At 70.0% G+C, this 19531-nt stretch carries 15 protein-coding genes; 9 read left to right on the top strand and 6 right to left on the bottom strand.

Going from position 1 to position 19531, the window contains the following annotated elements:
• Positions 1–101: 101 nt before the first annotated feature.
• From BHU15_RS07810 to BHU15_RS07795, 4 genes are all read left to right on the top strand, one after another.
• On the top strand, positions 102–1757 hold the full coding sequence (locus tag BHU15_RS07810) for a carbamoyltransferase N-terminal domain-containing protein (RefSeq protein WP_069626503.1): 1656 nt from the start codon (positions 102–104) through the stop codon (positions 1755–1757).
• Positions 1758–1885: 128 nt separating this feature from the next.
• Positions 1886–5275: a carboxylic acid reductase gene (gene car, locus BHU15_RS07805; protein WP_255293052.1), complete on the top strand. Its 3390-nt coding sequence runs from the start codon at positions 1886–1888 to the stop codon at positions 5273–5275.
• Between the two features lie 80 nt (positions 5276–5355).
• Complete coding sequence (locus BHU15_RS07800; RefSeq protein ID WP_069626501.1) at positions 5356–6489, top strand: permease; 1134 nt, start codon at positions 5356–5358, stop codon at positions 6487–6489.
• A 64-nt stretch (positions 6490–6553) separates the two neighbouring features.
• A complete protein-coding gene (locus tag BHU15_RS07795) occupies positions 6554–7132 on the top strand; it encodes a dihydrofolate reductase family protein (protein ID WP_069626500.1) in 579 nt (192 codons plus the stop codon).
• 12 nt (positions 7133–7144) lie between these two features.
• Here BHU15_RS07795 and BHU15_RS07790 read toward each other — a convergent pair whose 3' ends face one another.
• Positions 7145–8050: a serine hydrolase gene (locus tag BHU15_RS07790; protein WP_209269203.1), complete on the bottom strand. Its 906-nt coding sequence runs from the start codon at positions 8048–8050 to the stop codon at positions 7145–7147.
• Positions 8047–9051, bottom strand: a complete 1005-nt coding sequence (locus BHU15_RS07785; protein WP_069626498.1) for a LysR family transcriptional regulator — start codon at positions 9049–9051, stop codon at positions 8047–8049. Before BHU15_RS07785 ends, BHU15_RS07790 begins: the two co-directional genes overlap by 4 nt.
• A 148-nt stretch (positions 9052–9199) precedes the next feature.
• Here BHU15_RS07785 and BHU15_RS07780 point away from each other — a divergent pair, with 148 nt between their 5' ends.
• A complete protein-coding gene (locus BHU15_RS07780; protein ID WP_069626497.1) occupies positions 9200–10213 on the top strand; it encodes an MBL fold metallo-hydrolase in 1014 nt (337 codons plus the stop codon).
• 33 nt (positions 10214–10246) lie between these two features.
• On the opposite strand, the gene BHU15_RS07775 is transcribed toward BHU15_RS07780, so the two are convergent.
• On the bottom strand, positions 10247–11596 hold the full coding sequence (locus BHU15_RS07775) for an NAD(P)/FAD-dependent oxidoreductase (RefSeq protein WP_069626496.1): 1350 nt from the start codon (positions 11594–11596) through the stop codon (positions 10247–10249).
• A gap of 234 nt (positions 11597–11830) precedes the next feature.
• On the opposite strand from BHU15_RS07775, the gene BHU15_RS07770 reads away from it, so the two are divergent.
• Complete coding sequence (locus tag BHU15_RS07770) at positions 11831–12541, top strand: restriction endonuclease (protein WP_069626495.1); 711 nt, start codon at positions 11831–11833, stop codon at positions 12539–12541.
• Positions 12542–12556: 15 nt separating this feature from the next.
• On the opposite strand, the gene BHU15_RS07765 is transcribed toward BHU15_RS07770, so the two are convergent.
• Together BHU15_RS07765 and BHU15_RS07760 are read right to left on the bottom strand one after the other, a co-directional pair.
• Positions 12557–13231: an Lsr2 family DNA-binding protein gene (locus BHU15_RS07765; protein ID WP_069626494.1), complete on the bottom strand. Its 675-nt coding sequence runs from the start codon at positions 13229–13231 to the stop codon at positions 12557–12559.
• A 73-nt stretch (positions 13232–13304) separates the two neighbouring features.
• Complete coding sequence (locus tag BHU15_RS07760; RefSeq protein WP_069626493.1) at positions 13305–13934, bottom strand: TetR/AcrR family transcriptional regulator; 630 nt, start codon at positions 13932–13934, stop codon at positions 13305–13307.
• Between the two features lie 141 nt (positions 13935–14075).
• Here BHU15_RS07760 and BHU15_RS07755 point away from each other — a divergent pair, with 141 nt between their 5' ends.
• On the top strand, positions 14076–14288 hold the full coding sequence (locus BHU15_RS07755; RefSeq protein WP_069626492.1) for a DUF4287 domain-containing protein: 213 nt from the start codon (positions 14076–14078) through the stop codon (positions 14286–14288).
• Positions 14289–14319: 31 nt separating this feature from the next.
• Here BHU15_RS07755 and BHU15_RS07750 read toward each other — a convergent pair whose 3' ends face one another.
• Entirely contained in the window at positions 14320–16053 is a 1734-nt protein-coding gene (locus BHU15_RS07750; RefSeq protein ID WP_069626491.1) for a serine/threonine-protein kinase, read from the bottom strand.
• 634 nt (positions 16054–16687) lie between these two features.
• Between BHU15_RS07750 and BHU15_RS07745 the strand changes: the two genes are divergently transcribed.
• On the top strand, positions 16688–17944 hold the full coding sequence (locus BHU15_RS07745; protein ID WP_368483189.1) for an NAD(P)/FAD-dependent oxidoreductase: 1257 nt from the start codon (positions 16688–16690) through the stop codon (positions 17942–17944).
• 357 nt (positions 17945–18301) lie between these two features.
• Positions 18302–19531, top strand: a complete 1230-nt coding sequence (locus BHU15_RS07740) for an aromatic ring-hydroxylating oxygenase subunit alpha (RefSeq protein ID WP_247748771.1) — start codon at positions 18302–18304, stop codon at positions 19529–19531.

Genomic DNA, 19531 nt, shown 5'->3' with positions numbered 1-19531 from the left:
GCAAGCGCCCACGGAATACCGCGTGACTCGCGTGACCGGTTCCTCCGATCTGACCGCCGAACTCCGGGCCGCCGTGCGGCCAGAAAGGTGTGGCTGACCACATGCTCATATGCGGGATCAAGGCATCGCACGACGGCGGGATCGCCGTCATCGAAGACGGCCGTCTTCTCTTCAGCTACGAGATCGAGAAGCTGAACAACGGCGAACGCTACAGCCCCCTCGGCGACCTGGAACGCGTCGCCGGGATCCTCGCCGCGGAGGGTCTGGCACCCGCCGACATCGACCAGTTCGTGGTCGACGGCTGGTACACGAAGGACGCCGCGGGCCGGACCGCCGTCACGGTGAACGCCGCCGGCCTGCCGGTCCAGCTCCGGGTCGCACCGTACCTGGAGAGCCCCGGCGACGACGGGCCGCTGCAACGCCACACCTTCAGCGGCCACGGTCTCGACAACTACGCCAGCTACACCCACGTCGCCAACCATCTCATCGGCACGTACTGCTCAAGCCCGTTCGCCGCCCGGGGCGAAGACGCGTTCGTCCTGGTCTGGGACGGCCTCATCACGCCGCGCCTCTACCAAGTGCGGGCCGCCACAAGGGAGGTGACCTTCGTCGAGGCCCTGATGCCCGTCTTCGGAGGCAGCTTCGCGGCCTTCTGCTCGCGGTTCGAGCCGTACCTGCTCAACACCGACGACGTGACGTCCGACGCGTACATCCGCCAGCACCTCTCCGTCGCGGGGAAGGCCATGGCGTACGCGGCCCAAGGCCGGGTCGAGACCGGTGCCTTCGCCGTCTTCGACGCCCTCATGGCCGAGTTCCGGGACCTACCCGTCGACAAGGTGGGCGTGCTGGGCGACAAGGTCGCGGCGAACAGGGACGAGCTGATGCCGGGCCTGTCCAACGCGGACCTCATCGCCACGTACCAGGCCTACGTCGGCCACAACCTGCTCCAGCGGCTCACCTCGGCGGTGCGCGGCCGCTTCCCCGACGGCGGCCACAACCTGGTGCTCGGCGGCGGCTGCGCGCTCAACATCAAGTGGAACAGCGCGATCCGGGCCAGCGGGGTCTTCGACGAGGTCTTCGTCCCGCCCTTCCCCAACGACGCGGGGGCGGCCATCGGAACGGCGGCCTGCGAGATGTTCCGGAGCGGCCGGACGGCGCTGGAGTGGGACGTCTACAGCGGACCGCGGATCACCACGGGCACCCTTCCCGACGGGTGGCGTGCGGAGCCTTGCGACGAACGGCAGTTGGCCGCCCTCCTGCACACCGAGGGCGAACCGGTGGTCGTCCTGTCCGGCCGGGCCGAGCTGGGCCCGCGCGCTCTGGGCAACCGGAGCATCCTGGCGCCCGCGACCGACACCCGGATGAAGGACCGGCTCAACGACATCAAGAACCGGGCCTCGTACCGGCCCGTCGCGCCCATCTGCCTGGAGGACCGCGCGCCGGAGGTCTTCGCCCCGGGCACGCCCGACCCCTACATGATCTTCGAGCACCGTATGCGGCCCGGCTGGGCCGAGCGCGTCCCGGCGGTCGTGCATCTGGACGGCACCGCCCGGCTCCAGACCATCGCGTCGACCCAGGACACCGACACCGCTCGTATCCTCGTCGCCTACGCGGAGATCAGCGGCGTACCTGTGCTCTGCAACACGAGCGCGAACCTCGAGGGCCGTGGCTTCTTTCCCGACGTCGAGTCGGCGGCCCGGTGGGGCGGGACTCGTTACATCTGGTCCGAGGGGACGCTCTACACCAACTCCCCCTGATTGCAAGGCACATGTAGCATGTCGCGCCCTGGAGAAACGGCCCGCCGACGCCCGGCGCGGAGAAGTGGCGGGCCGAGGGGCCGGCTGTCTCCAGACACGTACGCCACCTATGCGACGCGGAGATCACCGTGCGACTCGCGCAAGTAATGGCACAGGCCTTCGAGCGCCATCCGGACCGGCCCGCCGTCGGTGAGCGTGCGAGGGAGTTCGTACGGGACGACCGGACCGGGCGCGTCTCGGTCCGGCTGCTGCCGCGCTACGAGACGACCACCTACCGGCAGTTGTGGAGCCGCGTCCAGGCGGTGGCGAGCGAGTGGCACCACCACCCGCGGTCCCCTCTCGTCGCGGGCGACCGGGTGGCCCTCCTCGGCTTCAGCAGCCGGGACTACGCGACGCTGAACCTGGCGTGCGCCCATCTCGGCGCCGTGATGGCCCCGTTGCAGAGCAGTGCGGCGACCGGGCAGCTGATCTCCATCATGGCGGAGGCCGAGCCGTCCCTCGTCGCGGCGAGCGCCGAACGACTGGGCACGGCGACCGAGCTGTCCCTGCGCACACCGTCGGTCCGGCGGCTGGTCGTGTTCGACCACCACCCGCTCGTCGAGGACCAGGCGGAGCGATTCGCCGCCGCCCGCGACACTCTGACCCGGGCCGGACGGGACGTGGAGGTCGTCGCCCTGTCGGAGGTCCTCGGCCGCGGCGCGGCCCTGCCCGACGCACCGCCGTACATACCCGGCGACGACGAGGACCCCCTCTCGATACTCATCTACACCTCGGGGAGCACGGGAACGCCCAAGGGCGCGATGTACACCGAGCGGCTGGCCAGGGTGATGTGGGAGTACCTGGCGAAGCGGACGGGCACGGACACCGTCACCCTCAACTACACACCGATGAGCCATGTCGCGGGCCACTTCTCGCTGACGAACACACTGGCGCGCGGCGGCACCAACTGCTTCACCGCCAGCAGCGACCTGTCGACGTTCTTCGAGGACATCGCGCTCGTACGGCCCACCGAGCTCTCCCTCGTGCCGCGCGTGTGCGAGATGCTCCACCAGCTCCACCGCAGCGAGCTGGACCTGCGGATCTCCGCCGGCACCGACCCGGAGCGGGCCGCCACCGAGGTGCGCGGGCAGCTCCGCGACGACGTCCTCGGAGGGCGCGTCGGCTGGGCCAGCTGCGGCTCCGCGCCGCTGTCCGCCGCGCTGACCGAGTTCACCGAGAACCTGCTCGGCGTTCCCCTGCACAACGTGTACGGCTCCACGGAGGTCGTGGGCATCGCCGCCGACGGCCACGTGCTGTCCCCGCCGGTGATCGACTACAAGCTGGCCGACGTGCCCGAGCTGGGGTACTTCCGCACCGACACCCCGCACCCGCGCGGCGAGCTCCTGGTGAAGGCCGACGGCGTCGCCGGCTACTACAAGCAGCCCGAGCTGACGGCGGAACTCTTCGACGAGGACGGTTACTACCGGACCGGCGACATCGTCGCGGAGCTGGGCCCACGCCGTATCGCCGTCGTGGACCGCCGCAAGAGCGTCCTGAAGCTGTCCCAGGGCGAGTTCGTGGCGGTCGCCAGACTGGAATCGACGTTCGCCGCAAGCCCGTTGGTGCGGCAGATCTTCCTCTACGGCAACAGCGAGCGCTCCTACCTGCTCGCCGTCGTCGTACCCACGCCGGACGCCCTTCAGCGGTACGGGGACGACCGGGAACGTCTCGAACAACTGCTGAGCGAATCGCTCCGGCGGATCGCGAAGGACGCCGGCCTGCACTCGTACGAGATCCCCAGGGCTCTGCTGCTCGAGACCGAGCCGTTCAGCCAGGCCAACGGTCTGCTCTCGGACCAGCGAAAGCTGCTGTGGCCCCAGCTCGTGGAGCGGTACGGCGAGCGCCTGGAGCAGCTGTACGCCGAGATCTCGGCCCACGAGACCCGGGAGTTGGTCGACCTGCGCCGCACCGGCGGCGACCGGCCGGTGCTGGAAACGGTCCAGCGGGCCGCGCGGGCGCTGCTGGTGGGCTCGACGACGGAGGTGAGCCCCTCCGCGCACTTCCGGGACCTCGGCGGCGACTCGCTGTCCGCGGTGTCACTGTCGAACCTGCTGCACGACACCTTCGGTGTCCCCGTACCGGTCGACGTCATCATCAGCCCCGCGCACGACCTGCGGCAGCTGGCCGCCTATATCGAGGCCAAGCGCACGGCCACCGCGACCCGGCCCACCTTCGCGTCGGTGCACGGCGAGGACGCCACCGAGACGCACGCCAAGGACCTCGTCCTCGGCCGGTTCATCGACGCGGCGACTCTCGACGGCGCCCGCCGGCTCCCGTGCCCCGCCGGGGAGCCACGCCGCGTCCTGCTGACCGGCGCGAGCGGCTACCTGGGACGCTTCCTCACCCTTGAGTGGCTCCAGCGGCTTGCCCCGGCCGGCGGCAGGCTGACGGTCGTGGTCCGCGGCAAGGACCCGGACGCCGCCGCACAGCGACTGGCCGACGCCTTCGGCAGCGCCGACCCCGAACTGACCTGCACTTACGAGGAGTTGGCCGCCGACCACCTGGAAGTGCTGGCCGGTGACATCGCCGAGCCACGACTGGGCCTGGACGAGGTGACGTGGGAACGGCTGACCGGTGAGGTCGACCTGATCGTCCACGCGGGCGCCCTCGTCAACCACATGCTGCCCTACCGCCACCTGTTCGACGCCAACGTCCTCGGGACCGCGGAGCTCATCCGGCTGTCCCTGACCAAGCGGCTCAAGCCGTTCACGTACATATCCAGCGTGGCCGTGTCCGCCTCGCGGAAGGGACAGCCTCTCGACGAGGACACCGACGTGCGCGCCGCGCTGCCGGTACAGCCCGTCGACGACGCGTACGCCGGCGGCTACACGACGAGCAAGTGGGCGGGGGAGGTGCTGCTGCGCGAGGCACACGACCTGTGCGACCTGCCGGTGACGGTGTTCCGCTCCAACATGATCCTGGCGCACAGCCGGTACGCCGGGCAGCTGAACGCGCACGACATGTTCAGCCGGCTGCTCTTCAGCGTCCTCGCGACGGGCGTGGCCCCGAACTCCTTCTACCGGACCGGCGGCGGCGAGGCGGCGCGGGCCCACTACGACGGGCTGCCCGTCGACTTCACCTCGGCGTCCGTCGTCACGCTGGGACGGAGCACCTCCGGATACCGCACCTTCAGCCTGGTGAACCCGCACGACGACGGCATCTCACTCGACACGTTCGTGGACTGGCTCATCGAGGACGGCCACGGTATCGAGCGGATCGCGGACCACGGGGACTGGCTCGTCCGTATCGAGGCCGCCCTGCGCAATCTGCCCGAGGCACAGCGCCAGTACACCGTTCTCCCGCTGCTGCGAGGCTTCCAGGAACCGGGGGAGGTCGTACCAGGTTCGGACGTCCCTTCGGTCCGCTTCCGCGAGGCCGTCCAGGAGGCCGGCCTCGGCCCGGACCGGGATGTGCCGCGCCTGTCCCCGGCCCTCATCCGCAAGTACGTGACGGACCTGCGGCGCCTGATGACCGCCTGACCGGGTGACCACGCCGTATCCGGCGGCGTCCCCGGTCGGGTCTCCCGGCCGTACGCCGGGCGGCAGGGCAGGCTGCACGGATGCACGCCGTACTGCATGCCCTGTCGATCACCGGGTCCATGGCCTGGGAGATCACCTGGGCCCTGATCCTGGGCTTCGCCCTGTCCGCCGTCGTCCAGGCCGTGGTCCGCAAGTCGACCGTCGTCGCGCTGCTCGGTGACGACCGGCCGAAAACCCTCGCCGTCGCCGCGGGACTGGGCGCGGCGTCCTCGTCCTGCTCCTACGCCGCGGTGGCGCTGGCACGCTCCCTGTTCCTCAAGGGCGCGAACTTCACCGCCGCGATGGCCTTCGAGATCGCCTCGACCAACCTCGTCGTGGAACTCGGCGTGATCCTGGCGCTGCTGATGGGCTGGCAGTTCACCGCCGCCGAATTCGTCGGCGGCCCGATCATGATCATCGTGCTGGCTGTCCTGTTCCGCCTTCTCCTGCGCGACAAGCTGCTGCGCCAGGCCGCCGAGCAGGCCCGCAAGGGACTGGCCGGGTCGATGGAGGGCCACGCCGCGATGGACATGTCCATCAAGCGCGAAGGCTCCTTCACCCGGCGGCTGTTCTCCCGGGAGGGCTTCACCGCCACGGCACACGTCTTCGTCATGGAATGGGCGGCGATCCTGCGCGACCTGGTCGCCGGTCTGCTCATCGCGGGCGCCATCGCCGCCTGGGTACCCGACTCGTTCTGGCGCGCCTTCTTCTTCGACGGCCACCCGCTCGCGTCCAAGCTGTGGGGGCCGGTCGTCGGCCCGCTGGTGGCGATCGTCTCGTTCGTCTGCTCCATCGGCAACGTCCCGCTCGCGGTGGTGCTGTGGAAGGGCGGCATCAGCTTCGGCGGGGTCGTGGCGTTCATCTTCGCCGACCTGCTGATCCTGCCGATCCTCAACATCTACCGGAAGTACTACGGCGCGCGGACGGCGGCCTTCCTCCTCGGCACGTTCTACCTCGCGGCGGTCGTCGCCGGATACGCCGTGGAGTTCGTCTTCGGCGGCCTCGGCCTGATCCCCGACCAGGCCGACGCGAAGCTTCCCACCGAAGGCGTCACCTGGAACTACACCACCTGGCTCAACATCGTCTTCCTCGCTTTCGCGGCCGTGCTCCTGCTCCGCTTCGTGCGGACCGGCGGCCTGACCATGCTCCGTATGACGGGCGGCCGGGGGCGATGAGTCCTGCCGTGGCCGCCGGTCTTTATCCCAGACACATTGCCGATCCGCACCCAAGGAGATCACCATGACCGCCACCTACACGTTCGACGTCTTCTCCAGCCTCGACGGCTTCGGTGCCGCCGTCGGCGACTGGGGCGGCTACTGGGGCAAGCAGGGCCCCGAACTGCTCGACCACCGCCTCGGCCTCTACGCCGGGGAGCAGCGGATGGTCCTCGGGGCCAACACCTACCGGGCGTTCGCGGAGATGCTGGCCGCGAGCACCGAGCAGTCCGAGGTACGTGACCCATGGGTCACCCGCATGGTGAACCTCCCGGCGACGGTCGTGTCGAACACCCTGGAGGGCCCCCTCGACTGGCCGCACGCGGACCTCGTACGCGGCGACGCCGTCGACGCCGTCGCGAGACTCAAGGAGGCGTCTCACGTACCGCTGCGCTCGCACGGCAGCCTCGCGATGAACCGCGCGCTGATGGCCGCCGGTCTGGTCGACCGCGTCCAGGTGACCATCTTCCCGGTGATCACCGGGCAGACCGGGCGGTCCCCGATCTTCGCGGGAGCGGCCGACTTCGACCTTGAACTGATCGCGCACCGGACACTCGACAACCACACCCAGGAGCTGGTCTACCGGCCCACCGTGCACGGCTGACAGCGCCGTCCCCTACCGCCCGCAGCAGCCCCGCAGCGCCTCCACCGCGCCCCGTCCCGCCTCACCGATCGCCGCGTCCAGGTCGGGCCGCCGGGTGGAGAGGGAGGTGGCGCGGGTGAAGACGGCGACCGCGTAGCGCGCGCCGTCCGGGCAGGTGACGACGCCGATCTCGTTGCGTACGCCGGGCAGTGTGCCGCTCTTCGCCACCACCGTGGTGAAGCGGTCGAACGCGGCGCCCAGCCGGGCTCCGTTCACCTGCTGCGCCATGAGGTCGCGAACGCCCGCGCAGGCGACGGCCGGCCCCGCGCGGTCGTTCCACACCAGGCTCAGCAGCCGGGTCATCTCGCGCGGTGTCGCACTCGTCGTGCGCGCCGGGTCCAGGGCGCGCAGCCGGTGGACGTCCTCGGCGGGCAGAGCGGCGAACGCCGACGCGAACGCGCCCGCGTCGGCCGCTCCCAGGTCCTCCAGCATGGTCTCCAGCACCTCACGCGGCGCGCCCGTCACCTGGGCCCGGTCCAGGCCCAGTTGACGCGCCAGGGCCTGCACCGTGTCCAGGCCCACACGCCGGAAGAGGATGTCGGCCGCGGTGTTGTCGCTCACCGACATCATCAGCAGGGCCAGGTCGCGCAGGCTCAGTCGCGCGTCGTCGTGGAAGCCGGCCGTCCCCGTGCCGCCGAGACGGTCGGCCGCGCGTACGACGACCACCTCGGCCGGATCGAGCTGCCCGGCGGCGGCCTGCCGCCAGAACTCCAGCGCCAGCAGCACCTTGACCACCGAGGCCAGCACCACGGGCTCGTCCTGGCCGTGGCCGGTGCCGCGTCCGCAGTCGACGCAGCGGGCGTGCAACCAGACGCGGGCGTCGAGGAGTTCGAAGCGGCGAGGGAGGCCTGCGGGGCGGTTGAGGTCCGTCATCGTCATGATCTGTCGTACACCGCGTTCCAGGGCCGGGGGACGGGCGGGCCGCCCGGTGCGTGGCCGGCGCTGTCGTCTCCGGGACCGGCGGCCGACAGGGCGCCGGCCCCGTGGCCGCGCAGAACGCCGGTCGCCGCCTCCACCAGCGGCGCCACAGCCGGGTGCGGCGCGCGGGCCGGCCAGGCGAAGACCAGGCGCCACAGCGGTGCGCGGGGCCGCAACGGGCGCCACACCACGCGTGGTTCCTTGCGCGCGATGGCGGGGTGGCTGAACGCGACACCGTGCCCCGCGATGACCAGGCCGAGCATCACCTCGGGGCTGCGCGCCGTCGACACCCGGACCGGGTGGAAGCCCTCCTCGCGGCAGGCCGCGAGCGTCGCGTCGTAGAGCGCGGGCGCGGCCTCGCGCGGGTGTGTGACGAGCGCCTGCCCCGCCAGTTCGGCGAGCGCGATCTCACCGCCCCAGCCGGCGCCCGCGAGCGCGGAGACGCGCGGCAGCACCACTCCCCACGGGGGTTCGATCACCGGGCCGCTGTGGAGCCCTGCCGCGGGGTCGAGCGGGTGATGGACCAGACCGGCGTCGAGGCCGTGCCCGGCCAGCAGTTCCAGCTGTTCGGCCGAAGTGAACTCCCGGAGTTCCAGGCGGACTTCGGGCGTCCTGGCCGCGAACTCGGTGAGTACGGCTCCGAGTACGCTGCCCGGCAGCTCGGGCGGCACCCCCACGCGCAGCGTGCCGTACTCGCCGCGCGCCGCCCTGGCCACCAGCTCCCGCATCCGCCCGACCCCGGCGAGCAGTTCACGGGCCTCGCCGAGCAGGACGTCACCGGCCGGTGTGAGCCGCACCTGTCGGCGGGAGCGGTCGAAGAGCTCCACGCCCAGCTCCCGCTCCAGTTCACGGATGCGCTGGCTCAACGGCGGCTGGGCCATACCGAGACGTTCGGCGGCCCGGCCGAAGTGCAGTTCTTCGCCGACCACCGTGAAGTGACGCAGCTGTCGCAACAGGTCCACGCTGCGACGATATCGGCCTCGATATGAGTCGCCGCCGGTCAGGGTCTTGGACCCCGGCGACACACGCGTGCTGTGATCCCGTCCTGTTCGCCACACCGGCCGCTCCCCTCGAAGGAGCCGGCCGGACGACGGAAGGCACTGACGCGCCATGACCAAGACCGAAGACTTGAACGGCACCGGCCGGCGACGGGGATTCCTGACGCGGAGGGGACTCCTCGGTGCCACGGCGGCGGTGGGGGCCGGCACGGCCGCCACCGCCATGAGCAAGGGCACCACCGCGTCCGCGGGCCCGGCCGCCGACCGTGCCCCCCGCCCCGTGCCGCCCGGCGGGCTGCGCCTGCGCTGGTTCGGCAACAACAGCTGGGAGATCCGCGTCGGCACCGGCGCCTCGGCCCCCACCGTACTGATCGACCCCTGGCTGACCCGTTTCCGGACCGGCACCTACTCCGAGGCGGGGGCGGCCCCGGACACCCCGATCAAGGTCGACACCGGCGTGATCGACGGCTACCGACTGCGCGCCGACCAGATCCTGGTCACACACGGCCACTACGACCACATGACCGACGTCCCGCACCTCGCGAAGACCACCGGCGCCACCGTCTTCGGCACCGAGACCCACGCGAACCTCATGCGGGCCATGGGTGCCCCCGAGGAACAGCTGTCGGTGGTCTCCGGAGGGGAGCGGCTCCAGTACGAGGGCTACTCGGTCCAGGTGCTGCGGTCGCTGCACTCCATGGGCGGCGACCACCCGCGCGTCGCCTTCGCCGGCACCCGGCCGGGGCAGCGGATCCCCGAGGCCCCCACGACGATCGCGGACCTGGTCGAGGGCGGCAGCCTTTCGTACCGGATCAGCGTCGGCGGCTTCGACATCGTCAATCTCGGCTCGTCCAACTTCAGCGAGCACGACTTCGAAGGGGTACGCGCCGACCTCCTCATGATCCAGCCGGGCGGGGCCAACGTGCCCGACTACGTGGCACGGCTGCTCGATCTGCTGGGCCACCCCGCCTATGTGGTGCCCACCCACTGGGACGACTTCGACGAGCCGCTGGACAAGCCCGCGGTGGACTGGGGCGGGCTCGACGCGCTCCGTACGGCGGTACGAGAGGCGAGCCCGGGGAGCCGCTTCGTGAAGCTGGACCACCTGGAGACGCTGAGCCTGTGACCGTACGCGCGGAACGCGCCGGGCCGAGGAGGTTCATCCGCGAGGTGACGGGGTGCGGAGGGCGCGGGTGGCGATCCGGGGCGTCAGCAGTGTCTGGGGCGGGCGGTTCAGCGACAGGACCGCGAAGAACGCCCCGGCGACCACCGGGTCGGTGTTGGCGGCGGCCAACACCCTTGCCAGGTAGTCCTGTTGCATTCTGCCGAGCCGGCCCGGCCTCGGTCCGTCCGTGTCCGGATAGCGGCTGTCCTCACCGGTGGCGATCAGCCAGGCCGGCTTCAGGCACTTCGCCACCGCCTGCTGGATTCCCGGTGTCCGGGCGGTGATGTCCGCGGGTTCACGGCCGGTGAGCCGGCCGGCGATCGCCTGGGCCTGTAGAGCCGCGATCGTCATTCCGTGGCCGTACACGGGGTTGAACCGGCACAGCGCGTCCCCCACCACCAGCAGCCCGCGCGGCCACGGCCGTACGCGCTCGAAGTGCGTCCACTCGTTGGCCGTCGCGCGGAACGCGACCGCGTCCGACAGCGGCTCGGCTTCCTTCAGCGCGTCGGACAGTTCACCGGAACGCAGCGACGCGGCGAAGGCGAGCCACTCCTGTTCCCCGGTGGGTGGCTGGTGTTCACCCTGTCCGATGAGGGTGACCAGCCATCGGTCACCCTCGACCGGAACGATCACGCCGCCGCGCGGTACGTCCGGGTTGCCCTGCACGTACATGGCTTTCCAGGGGGCGGCCCGGTCGGCCGGGCGCCGGTAGTAGCGGGAGGAAGAGCCGAGACGCGCGTCGATCCGCTCGGTCACGGGGGCGGGACAGCCGAGTTCGTCCAGCCAGTCCGCGGTACGGGAACTGCGTCCGCCGGCCACGACCACCAGGCCCGCGTCGATGGTGAACTCCCCTCCGTCCGCGCCCCGTTCACGCAGCCTCACGCCCTCCACCCCTCGCCCGGCCGACGCCGCCACGAGTCCGGTCACCTCGTGGCGGGGCAGCACGGTGACGGCGGACCGGTCGGCGATCCGGCGGCGCAGGGTGGTGTCCAGGAGTTCGCGTGAGACGGACAGGTAGGGCGTTCCGCGTACGCCGGTGAACCACCGCGCGGGAGAGAGCCACCGCATCTGCTCGGGAGCGCCGACGACCGTGCCACCGGCCGCTTCGAGCCCGGTGATGACGCCCGGCACCAGTTCTTCCAGTGCCGCGACGCCCCGTGACCAGAGGATGTGCACATGCCTGGACTGCGGTACGCCGGGCCGGAACACCGGGGCCCCGTCGGCGAGCGCGTCCCGCTCGACCACCGTGACCCGCTCGAAACGCTCCGCCAGCACATGAGCGGCCAGCAGCCCGGCCAGCCCGGCGCCCACCACCACCGCGTGACCCGCTGCGTCATCTGCCACCACGAACCTCCCACCTCCAGCGCCGGAAAATACGTTCCGTATCTTGGTGCATGCGGACGGTGAGTGGTAGGCGGAGTTGATCCGGCCAGTGGATCACTTTGCGTCAACCATTCGTAACTCGCGGGCGTGGAGGGCGGGTTCGGGATACACAGAGGGCTGAGGCGTCCACGATGTAGGCGAGGGAATCCTGAACGGTCTGCGAGAACTCGCGAGCGGCATCACGCGGGCCGGCGAATGAGCCCCCGTGCGCGCAAGGGCCGGACCGGCAGAGCCAGGCGCGCGGCGGCGCTGCGGCGGCGTCGGCGCGCGAACGACCGGCTGATCGTCCTCCTGGTGGCCGCCGCCCTGGCCGTCGCGCTGTTGGTCGCCGTCGTCAACTGGCTGTTGGCCCACTGGTGGATCTTGGTGGTCATAGGCGCGTTGGCGGTACTGGCCGGCGGTGGCTGGTTCCACCAGAGGCGGCAGGCCGCGCGGTGGGAGGCCGTTCGGGTGCGGGGCCTGCGCTACGGGCTGGACCAGCTGGACGCCCTGCACCACAGCCAGTTCGAGGACGCTGTGCGGGAACTGATGCGCCGTGACGGCTGCCCGAACGCGGTTCGCGTCGGGGGCGGGGGAGACCTGGGCGCCGATGTGAAGGCCACCGACCCCTACGGCCGGCGCTGGGTGATTCAGTGCAAACACCGGCGCGCCGGCCTCTCCGGCTCCGCCGTGGGCACGCCGGACCTCCAGGTCCTCAACGGAACCGCCCGCCAGATCCACGGCGCCGACGTCGCGGTGATCGTGACGAACGGCCGGGTCACCGCCCCGGCCGTGGCCTTCGCCGAACAACAACGGCTCCACGTCGTCGACCGCCACACCCTCGCGGCGTGGGCGTCCGGCTCACGCCCCTTGTGGGAACTGCTACGAGCCGTCCCACCACCTCGCAGGCCAACTGCCCTCTCCTGAGGGTGCACGGGGGAATCAGTGGTTGTGGGCGTCCTCCCACGCTTGGCGGACGCCGGCGGGAACGCGCCCCCGGGCGGGCACGTCGTAGCCGTTCTCGCGAGCCCATGCGCGGAGAGCCCCTGTGTCGTGGGCGACGGGGGCAACGTAGGGCTGGGGTTTGACGAGAACGGGATGTGAGGGCGAGAACGTGGGAGGTTCGTCGAGCAGGCCGGCCGGGAACTGGGGTACGCGCGTCTCGCCGGTGAGGACCGATATCAGGAAGCTGGTCACAGTTCCGTCGTAGGTGAACCAGACCGGACCCCGGGCCTCGTTGACCGCGATCCGCCAGCGGCTGCTATCGGTGGCGGGGTCGGTGATCCAGAAGATGCACTCGCCGTTGCCGGTCACACCGCAGGTGAAGAGGTGGTCGGGGTCGTAGGGAACCGGGTACGTGCCGCGGTCGTAGTCCGTGCGCAGGTAGGACCGGATCCGCGCCGGCATGGGGCCGGTGAGGTTGACGTACTCCGTGGGCCCATGGGGGTGGTAGAGGGTGAGGTAGTCGCAGAAACCTCCGGGCCCGTACCGGTCCGCGAGAGCCTTGTAGTCCTCCGGCACGGGCATCCCGAGCCTGGCATCGATCCCGTCCCAGTTGATGTGCATCGGCGGGTTCGGGGGAGGACACAGCCGGACGAGGGCTTCAAGGTCGGTCATTCGACTTCCAATCGCGGTCGTGAACGGCGCGCGGCGAGCGTGATCCCGCCATGTCGCGGTTCGCGGTTCGCGGTCACCGGTACGCCGCGAGGAAGACCCGTACCCCCTCGTCGGCGTAGTGGTCGAGTTCGGCCTGGGTGTGCTGCGGGCCGCCGTGGAACATGGCCCTGTTCACCGGGATCCACAGCAGCATGCCGGAGAAGTGGTTCGCCGCCAGCAGGGGATCGTCGATGCGCAACAGGCCCTGGTCGGCCAGGCGTTGGAAGGTCGCGGCCAGCGTGGCCAGTACCCGCTCGAAGCCCTGCTCGTACCAGGCGGCGCCCAGGTCGGGGAAAGTGTCGGCGTTGGCGATGATGAGGCGGCGCAGCTGGAGCACCTGGGGCTGGGTCAGGGCCGTCAGGAACTGGCGGGACAGCCGGAGCAGGTGCTCCTCCAGTGCGTCCGCGTCCGCGTCGGTGGGGATGCCCGCCACCAGGTCGATCATGGCATCGACCCGGTCGGTGGTGGCGAGGACGATCTCGGCGAACAGCTTCTCCTTGTCCGCGAAGTGCTTGTACACCGTCTGCTTGGAGACGGCGGCCAGCTTGGCGATGTCGTCCATGCTCGTACCGGCGTAGCCCTTCGCCATGAACGCCGCTGTCGCGGCCTCCATGATCGCCTGGTGCTTACGGGCCGAACGGCCACCGGGTTCGATCGCTGCCATGCCCTCCCCCTTCGAACTTCGAGTACTGGACAGTCCAGTTTCCTGGTGGGTACTGTACCGTCCAGTTCTCGGAGTGGCGGTGCTTCCGCACGAGGGGTCCCGCATGACTCAGGCGATTCGGACAGAACAGGACGGCGCGTCATGACCGCACCCGTAAAAGGCCCTGCCAGCTACTTCCCGTCGATCGAGAAGAAGTACGGCCGCCCCATCGAGGAGTGGAAGGAACTGATCCGCGCCTCGCCCCTGACCAAACACACCGAACTCGTCAACTGGCTCAAGTCCGAGCACGGGCTCGGCCACGGGCACGCCAACGCCCTTGTCGTACACACCCGCGCCGAAGGCGGCAGCGACTGACCCGAGGCCGGGAGCCGGGACGGGCGCGGGTTCAGGCGTGGAAGCCGTTGCAGCTGATCGTGCTGAACTTCGTGGGTCCGCCCTCGACGTGGTAGATCACCACGGTCCAGTCGCCCCGATCCTCGCTCACCGGAATCGCGTCGACGGTCTTCTTGTCGAAGTGGGCCCGGAAGTCGTCCGGGTACTGGAGCTTGACGGATCCTCCCGAGGACCACTGGGAGTAGAGGTCGACGGGCTTGCTGGTGAAGCCGATGCCCTTGCCCTCCGATGCGAGGGGGCGCCCGGTGGTGCGGTCGGTCTCGTGCGGAGGGCGTACTCCGACGGAGACGTAGTACGGCGCGGGACGCTTCCCCTTGCCGGCGTTCTTGGGGCGGATCTCCACCGACGCGCTGCCCGAGCCCGTGGTGTGCGAGACGGAGGACTGGAGTCCAGACGGCGGCAAGGAATCGGTGAGACTGGCCAGGTCGCAGCGGCCGATGCCCTGGCCGGCCTCCTCCGGGTCCTCCGACAGGGCCCAACGGTCTTTCGACTCACGGTCGTTGAGGATGTGGCTCGGTGGGCCCTCCGGCTCGTCGTCCTTGGCGGCCGGCCGGTTCGTGGCGGTTCCCGTACCGGTCCCCGTGGAGGTCTCGGTGCTGGGCGCCGCTTCGGTGCCCTGGTCGTCGTCGCCGAGTCCGGGGAGCAGCCAGAGCGCCAGTGATACGACGACCGCCGTCGCGCACACCACGAGCAGACCCTTGTGCCGTCGCGACCGGGCGGCGGGCCGAATCTGACGGTCCGGCCCCGGCGTCGGCCGCGGCACGGCGTGCGGGGTGGTCTCGGGGTCTCCCCAGCGCCAGGGGGCGGTCACGGCGCCCGGCTCGTCACCGGTGGCCCCGGAGGGCGCCGGAGCGTCCTTCACGAATCCGGGGACGGCGTCGGTGTCGCGGGCCACCGACCGGTAGTGCGCGTCCGAGGCCAGCGCCGAGTCCACCGCGCATCCGGCGATCACCTCGGCCAACTCGGGCCGATCCGCCGGGTCCTTGGCGACACACCGCCGGATCAGCGCGGCCAGACCGTCCCGTACGCCCGCGAGGTCGATGTCCCCGTGCACGGTCCGGAAACTCACCGCCGAGGCGTCCCCGTCTCCGTACGGGGGCCGGCCCGTCGCGGTGGAGGCGATCGTCGCTCCCAGCGCGAAGATGTCCGCCGCCGGGGTGACCTCATTACGGAGGAGCACCTCCGGGGCCGCGTAGCCGGGTGTACCAGGCGCCATTCCGGTCTGGGTGAGGGCCGTCCAGTCCAGCCCCCGGGCGATGCCGAAGTCGATCAGCTGCGGTCCCTGCGGCGCGAGGATCACGTTCTGCGGCTTCAGATCCCGGTGTGTGACCCCGTGCCGGTGGACCGTGGCCAGCCCCTCGGCGAGCGCGGCGAACAGCCGCAGCGCGCTCTCGGCCGGGAACGGCCCGCTCGCGCGTACGGCTTCGCGCAGGGTGGGTCCCGGTACGTACTCGGTGGCCAGCCAGTAAGGGGACGCGTCGAGTGACGCCTCGATCAACTGGGCGGTGTACGGGCTGCGTACGGCCTCCATGGCCGCGGCTTCTCGCCGGAACCGCCCCAGCGACTCCGGATGGTCGGTGATCTCGTCCCGGATCACCTTCACCGCCACCAGCCGGCCACCGGGCGACCGGCCGAGGTACACCTGTCCCATGCCGCCCGCGCCGAGCCGGGCGAGTATCTGCCACACGCCTATGCGCGCGGGGTCCTGGGGTCGCAGCTCATCCACCTGGAGGACTTTGCCACAGCGTGGGCGCTCCCGCCTCCGCCGCCTGCCAACTACCGCCCTCCGACGGTGAGTTCGTTTTCCAGCCGCGCGAGCTGGTGCCGGACCGTGGGTAAGTGGGCCCGGAAAGCTCCCACTTTGCGATCGTGATCGCTTGATTCCGGACAGTAGGCATCGAGGAGGCCGGGGTCGTCCCCGCCGAGTGGTGGCAGAACCTGTCCGACGGTGCGGGGTGACGGGCCGGAAGGTGGCTGTGGCCTCGGCGTTCATGTGGCTGGGCGTCATCAAACGTATGGCTTGGTGAATTAACCAAGACGTTCCCTCGCCGCCTCGTTATTTAGTTCAGAACGAAAAAACTTCGCTTTGCTAGAAGGGCTGAATTTCTCGCCCTGGCTGGCCGGATCTGGGTCCCTATTTTATTGTGATGCACGCCACATTCTTGACTGCTTATAAGCATACCAACTAGTGCATAACGGGCGGAGTTTGGGCGGAATGGATCATTCAACTGGCGAGATTTCGACGCCCTTCCATTGCCTCGCTATTACCCCTACTTGACCTTCATCTGTCGATTTTCATAGCCTCCGGTTCGTGCTCCTGCCGCTTACAGCGGTGCGTCAGTTCCTTCAAACCAAATTTGATGGGGGATCGTATGTACGACGTCATCGTTGTGGGTGGACGCTGCGCCGGGTCGCCGGTTGCGATGTTGCTGGCGAAGGAGGGGCACCGGGTCCTCGTCGTGGACCGGGCCTCGTTCCCCAGCGACGCGGTGTCCACCCACTACATCCACCAGGCGGGACTGCTGCGGCTCCAGGAGTGGGGTCTGCTGGACGAGATCATCGGGGCCAAGACCCCGGCGCTCCGTCACATGAACTACTCCTACCGAGGCATAGAACTCAACGGGTTCGCCGACCCGGTGGACGGCGTCGACGCCGTCTACTGCCCGCGCCGCACCGTGCTGGACGAGATCCTCGTCAACGCCTCCCGCCGCGCCGGCGCCGAGGTCATCGAAGGGTTCACCGTCTCCGACGTCGTCTTCACCGACGGCCGAGTGACGGGCATCCGGGGACGAGAAGGGGACGGGCCGGAGCGGGAGTTCCGGGCCACCGTCGTCATCGGCGCCGACGGCTTCCACTCCACGGTCGCCAAGAAGGTCGGCGCGGAGCTGTACAACGTGCGCCCCGCGGCGGGCTTCATCTACTACTCGTACTACAGCGGTCTCGACTGGGGCCTGCACCACAAGACCGGCTTCAACGAGAAGTGGTTCGGCACCTGGCCGACGAACGACGACGTGAGCATGCTCGCCGTCATCTGCACCAAGCGCCACCTCAAGGAGTTCCGCCAGGACGTCGAGACCGGCTTCCAGGCCGTGTTCGACGACGTCGCCCCGGAGATGGGCGTCCAGCTGCGCGAGCAGGGCAGGCGCGAAGAGCCCTTCAAGCCCATGCGCTACCCGGACAACTACTATCGCCGCGCCCACGGCCCCGGCTGGGCGCTGGTCGGCGACGCCGGGTATCACAAGGACCCGTACACCGGGTGGGGCATCACCGACGCCTTCACGCACGGTGAACTCCTCGCCGAGCGCATCCACCAGGGTCTGGCCGGCGAGCGGCCGATGGAAGAGGCGCTGGCCGAGTACAACAAGGTGCGCGACGAGGAGAGCGCGGGCGTCTACGACTTCACGACGACCCTCGGCGAACTCACCGAACTGCCGCCGTTCTTCGAGGCGACGATGTCCGCGATGAGCGCGACCCAGGAGTGGACCAACAAGATGCTCGGCCTGATCGGCGGAGTCGTACCGGACTACGAGGTCTACGCGCCGGACGCCCTGGAGCGTCTCTACGACGCCGCCGGTGTCCCCGAGGAGAAGCGGATCTACGACCCGGCGGCCGGCTGACGGTCCCCGGTTCTTCGCACCCGTCCGCCCACGGCCCACCGGGACCGCCCGTCGTCCGCCGCACTCACCGAACCCCGAACCCCGGGCGCATCGAGCCGGGTGCCGTGAGTCGAGAGCGCGTGTCGTCACCGGTTCGCACGCACACCTCTCACCGAGAGGTGTGCGTGCGGCGGTCGATCTTTCTGACGCATCGTCAGAACTGGTCGGTCCGGCCCGTGTTCGGCGGCGGTTCCCAGTAGTCACTCGTCACGCAGCCCCACCATCGCCGGGGTTCGGCGCGGCCTTCTCGCGTCCCGACCCCCCTCGGTGTTCCCGCACCGCATCCCATGCGCTTGACCCCCTGAGGGAGACCAGCAGATGACGCGCGCGTCCAGCATGTTCGATCTCATCAGTGACCAGGGCGAGGAAAGGCCGTACTTCGAGACGGGCGGCATCGGCAGGTCGCACGGCTTCTACACCGGCGAGGAGCAGTACCGCCGGGAGATGTCCCGCATCTACGGCCGACGCTGGCTCCCGGTGGACCACGTCTCCCGGCTGAAGGACAAGGGTGCCTACACCACCCTGAACATCGGCACCGGATCCGTCCTGATCATCCACGGGGACGACGGGATCCAGGCGTATCACAACTACTGCCGGCACCGCGGCTACAAGCTCGTGGAGGAGGCGACCGGCAAGCGGCAGAGCCTGGTCTGCCTCTACCACTGCTGGGTGTACGACCGGAACGGCAAGCTCAAGAGCCTCAACGGCACCTACTTCGACCACTTCTTCGAGAAGGAGAAGAACGGTCTGCTGCCGGTACGGACCGAGATCCGGTTCGGCGTCGTGTTCATCGCCCTCTCCGACGACGCCCCCGATCTCGACGCCTCACTGGGCGAGTTCGGCGAGTTCGCGCGCGTCTACGAGCTGGCCGACCTGGAGTGCGCCGAGGCCAAGGACTACCCGGTCGCCTCGAACTGGAAGCTCGTCGCGCACAACGTCAACGAGAGCCTGCACTTCCCCACGGCCCACAAGGACCTGCACCGCATCACCGACTTCGACGACGCGGGTACGTACGACCTCAAGGGCGACATCGTCGGCGCGTGGCAGGGGATCCGGAACGCCTACAACTCCGTCTCCATGACGGGACGCAGCGGCCGGACACCGATGGAACTGGTCCCCGAGGCGGACCGGCAGAAGATCAACTGGATCACCATCCTGCCCAATCTGCTGTTCGGGTTCACGGCCGACTACGTGATGATGCAGTGGGTCTGGCCGGAGAGCCCCGGCACGTGTTTTGTCCGGCACTTCTGGCTCTTCCACCCCTCCGAGACCGCCAAGAGCGACTTCTCCCACGAAGCCGTGTTCGCGCTGTGGGACAAGGCGAACTACGAGGACTGGGAGATGTGCGAGCGGACGCACCGCGGCCTGTCGAACCCGCTCTGGACGCCCGGCCAGCTCTCGCTCGACGAAGAGGTCGTCTCGCAGATCGACTCCTGGGTCGTCGCCGAGACGGCGGACGCGGAGGACCCGGACACCGCCGAGGCCGGACCCGTCAAGAACGGCGCGAACGGCGCGGGCACCTCCGAGACCGGGAAGGCCGCGGAGTGA

It is taken from the genome of Streptomyces niveus, assembly GCF_001723055.1.
Classification (GTDB): Bacteria; Actinomycetota; Actinomycetes; order Streptomycetales; family Streptomycetaceae; genus Streptomyces; species Streptomyces niveus.
This window is presented reverse-complemented; position numbering and strand designations above follow the sequence as displayed.

Coding starts and splice junctions, on each gene's coding strand:
- BHU15_RS07810 (WP_069626503.1), top strand. CDS start 102: ATGCTCATATGCGGGATCAAGGCATCGCACGACGGCGGGATCGCCGTC.
- BHU15_RS07800 (WP_069626501.1), top strand. CDS start 5,356: ATGCACGCCGTACTGCATGCCCTGTCGATCACCGGGTCCATGGCCTGG.
- BHU15_RS07795 (WP_069626500.1), top strand. CDS start 6,554: ATGACCGCCACCTACACGTTCGACGTCTTCTCCAGCCTCGACGGCTTC.
- BHU15_RS07790 (WP_209269203.1), bottom strand. CDS start 8,050: ATGACGATGACGGACCTCAACCGCCCCGCAGGCCTCCCTCGCCGCTTC.
- BHU15_RS07780 (WP_069626497.1), top strand. CDS start 9,200: ATGACCAAGACCGAAGACTTGAACGGCACCGGCCGGCGACGGGGATTC.
- BHU15_RS07770 (WP_069626495.1), top strand. CDS start 11,831: ATGAGCCCCCGTGCGCGCAAGGGCCGGACCGGCAGAGCCAGGCGCGCG.
- BHU15_RS07765 (WP_069626494.1), bottom strand. CDS start 13,231: ATGACCGACCTTGAAGCCCTCGTCCGGCTGTGTCCTCCCCCGAACCCG.
- BHU15_RS07760 (WP_069626493.1), bottom strand. CDS start 13,934: ATGGCAGCGATCGAACCCGGTGGCCGTTCGGCCCGTAAGCACCAGGCG.
- BHU15_RS07755 (WP_069626492.1), top strand. CDS start 14,076: ATGACCGCACCCGTAAAAGGCCCTGCCAGCTACTTCCCGTCGATCGAG.
- BHU15_RS07745 (WP_368483189.1), top strand. CDS start 16,688: ATGGGGGATCGTATGTACGACGTCATCGTTGTGGGTGGACGCTGCGCC.
- BHU15_RS07740 (WP_247748771.1), top strand. CDS start 18,302: ATGACGCGCGCGTCCAGCATGTTCGATCTCATCAGTGACCAGGGCGAG.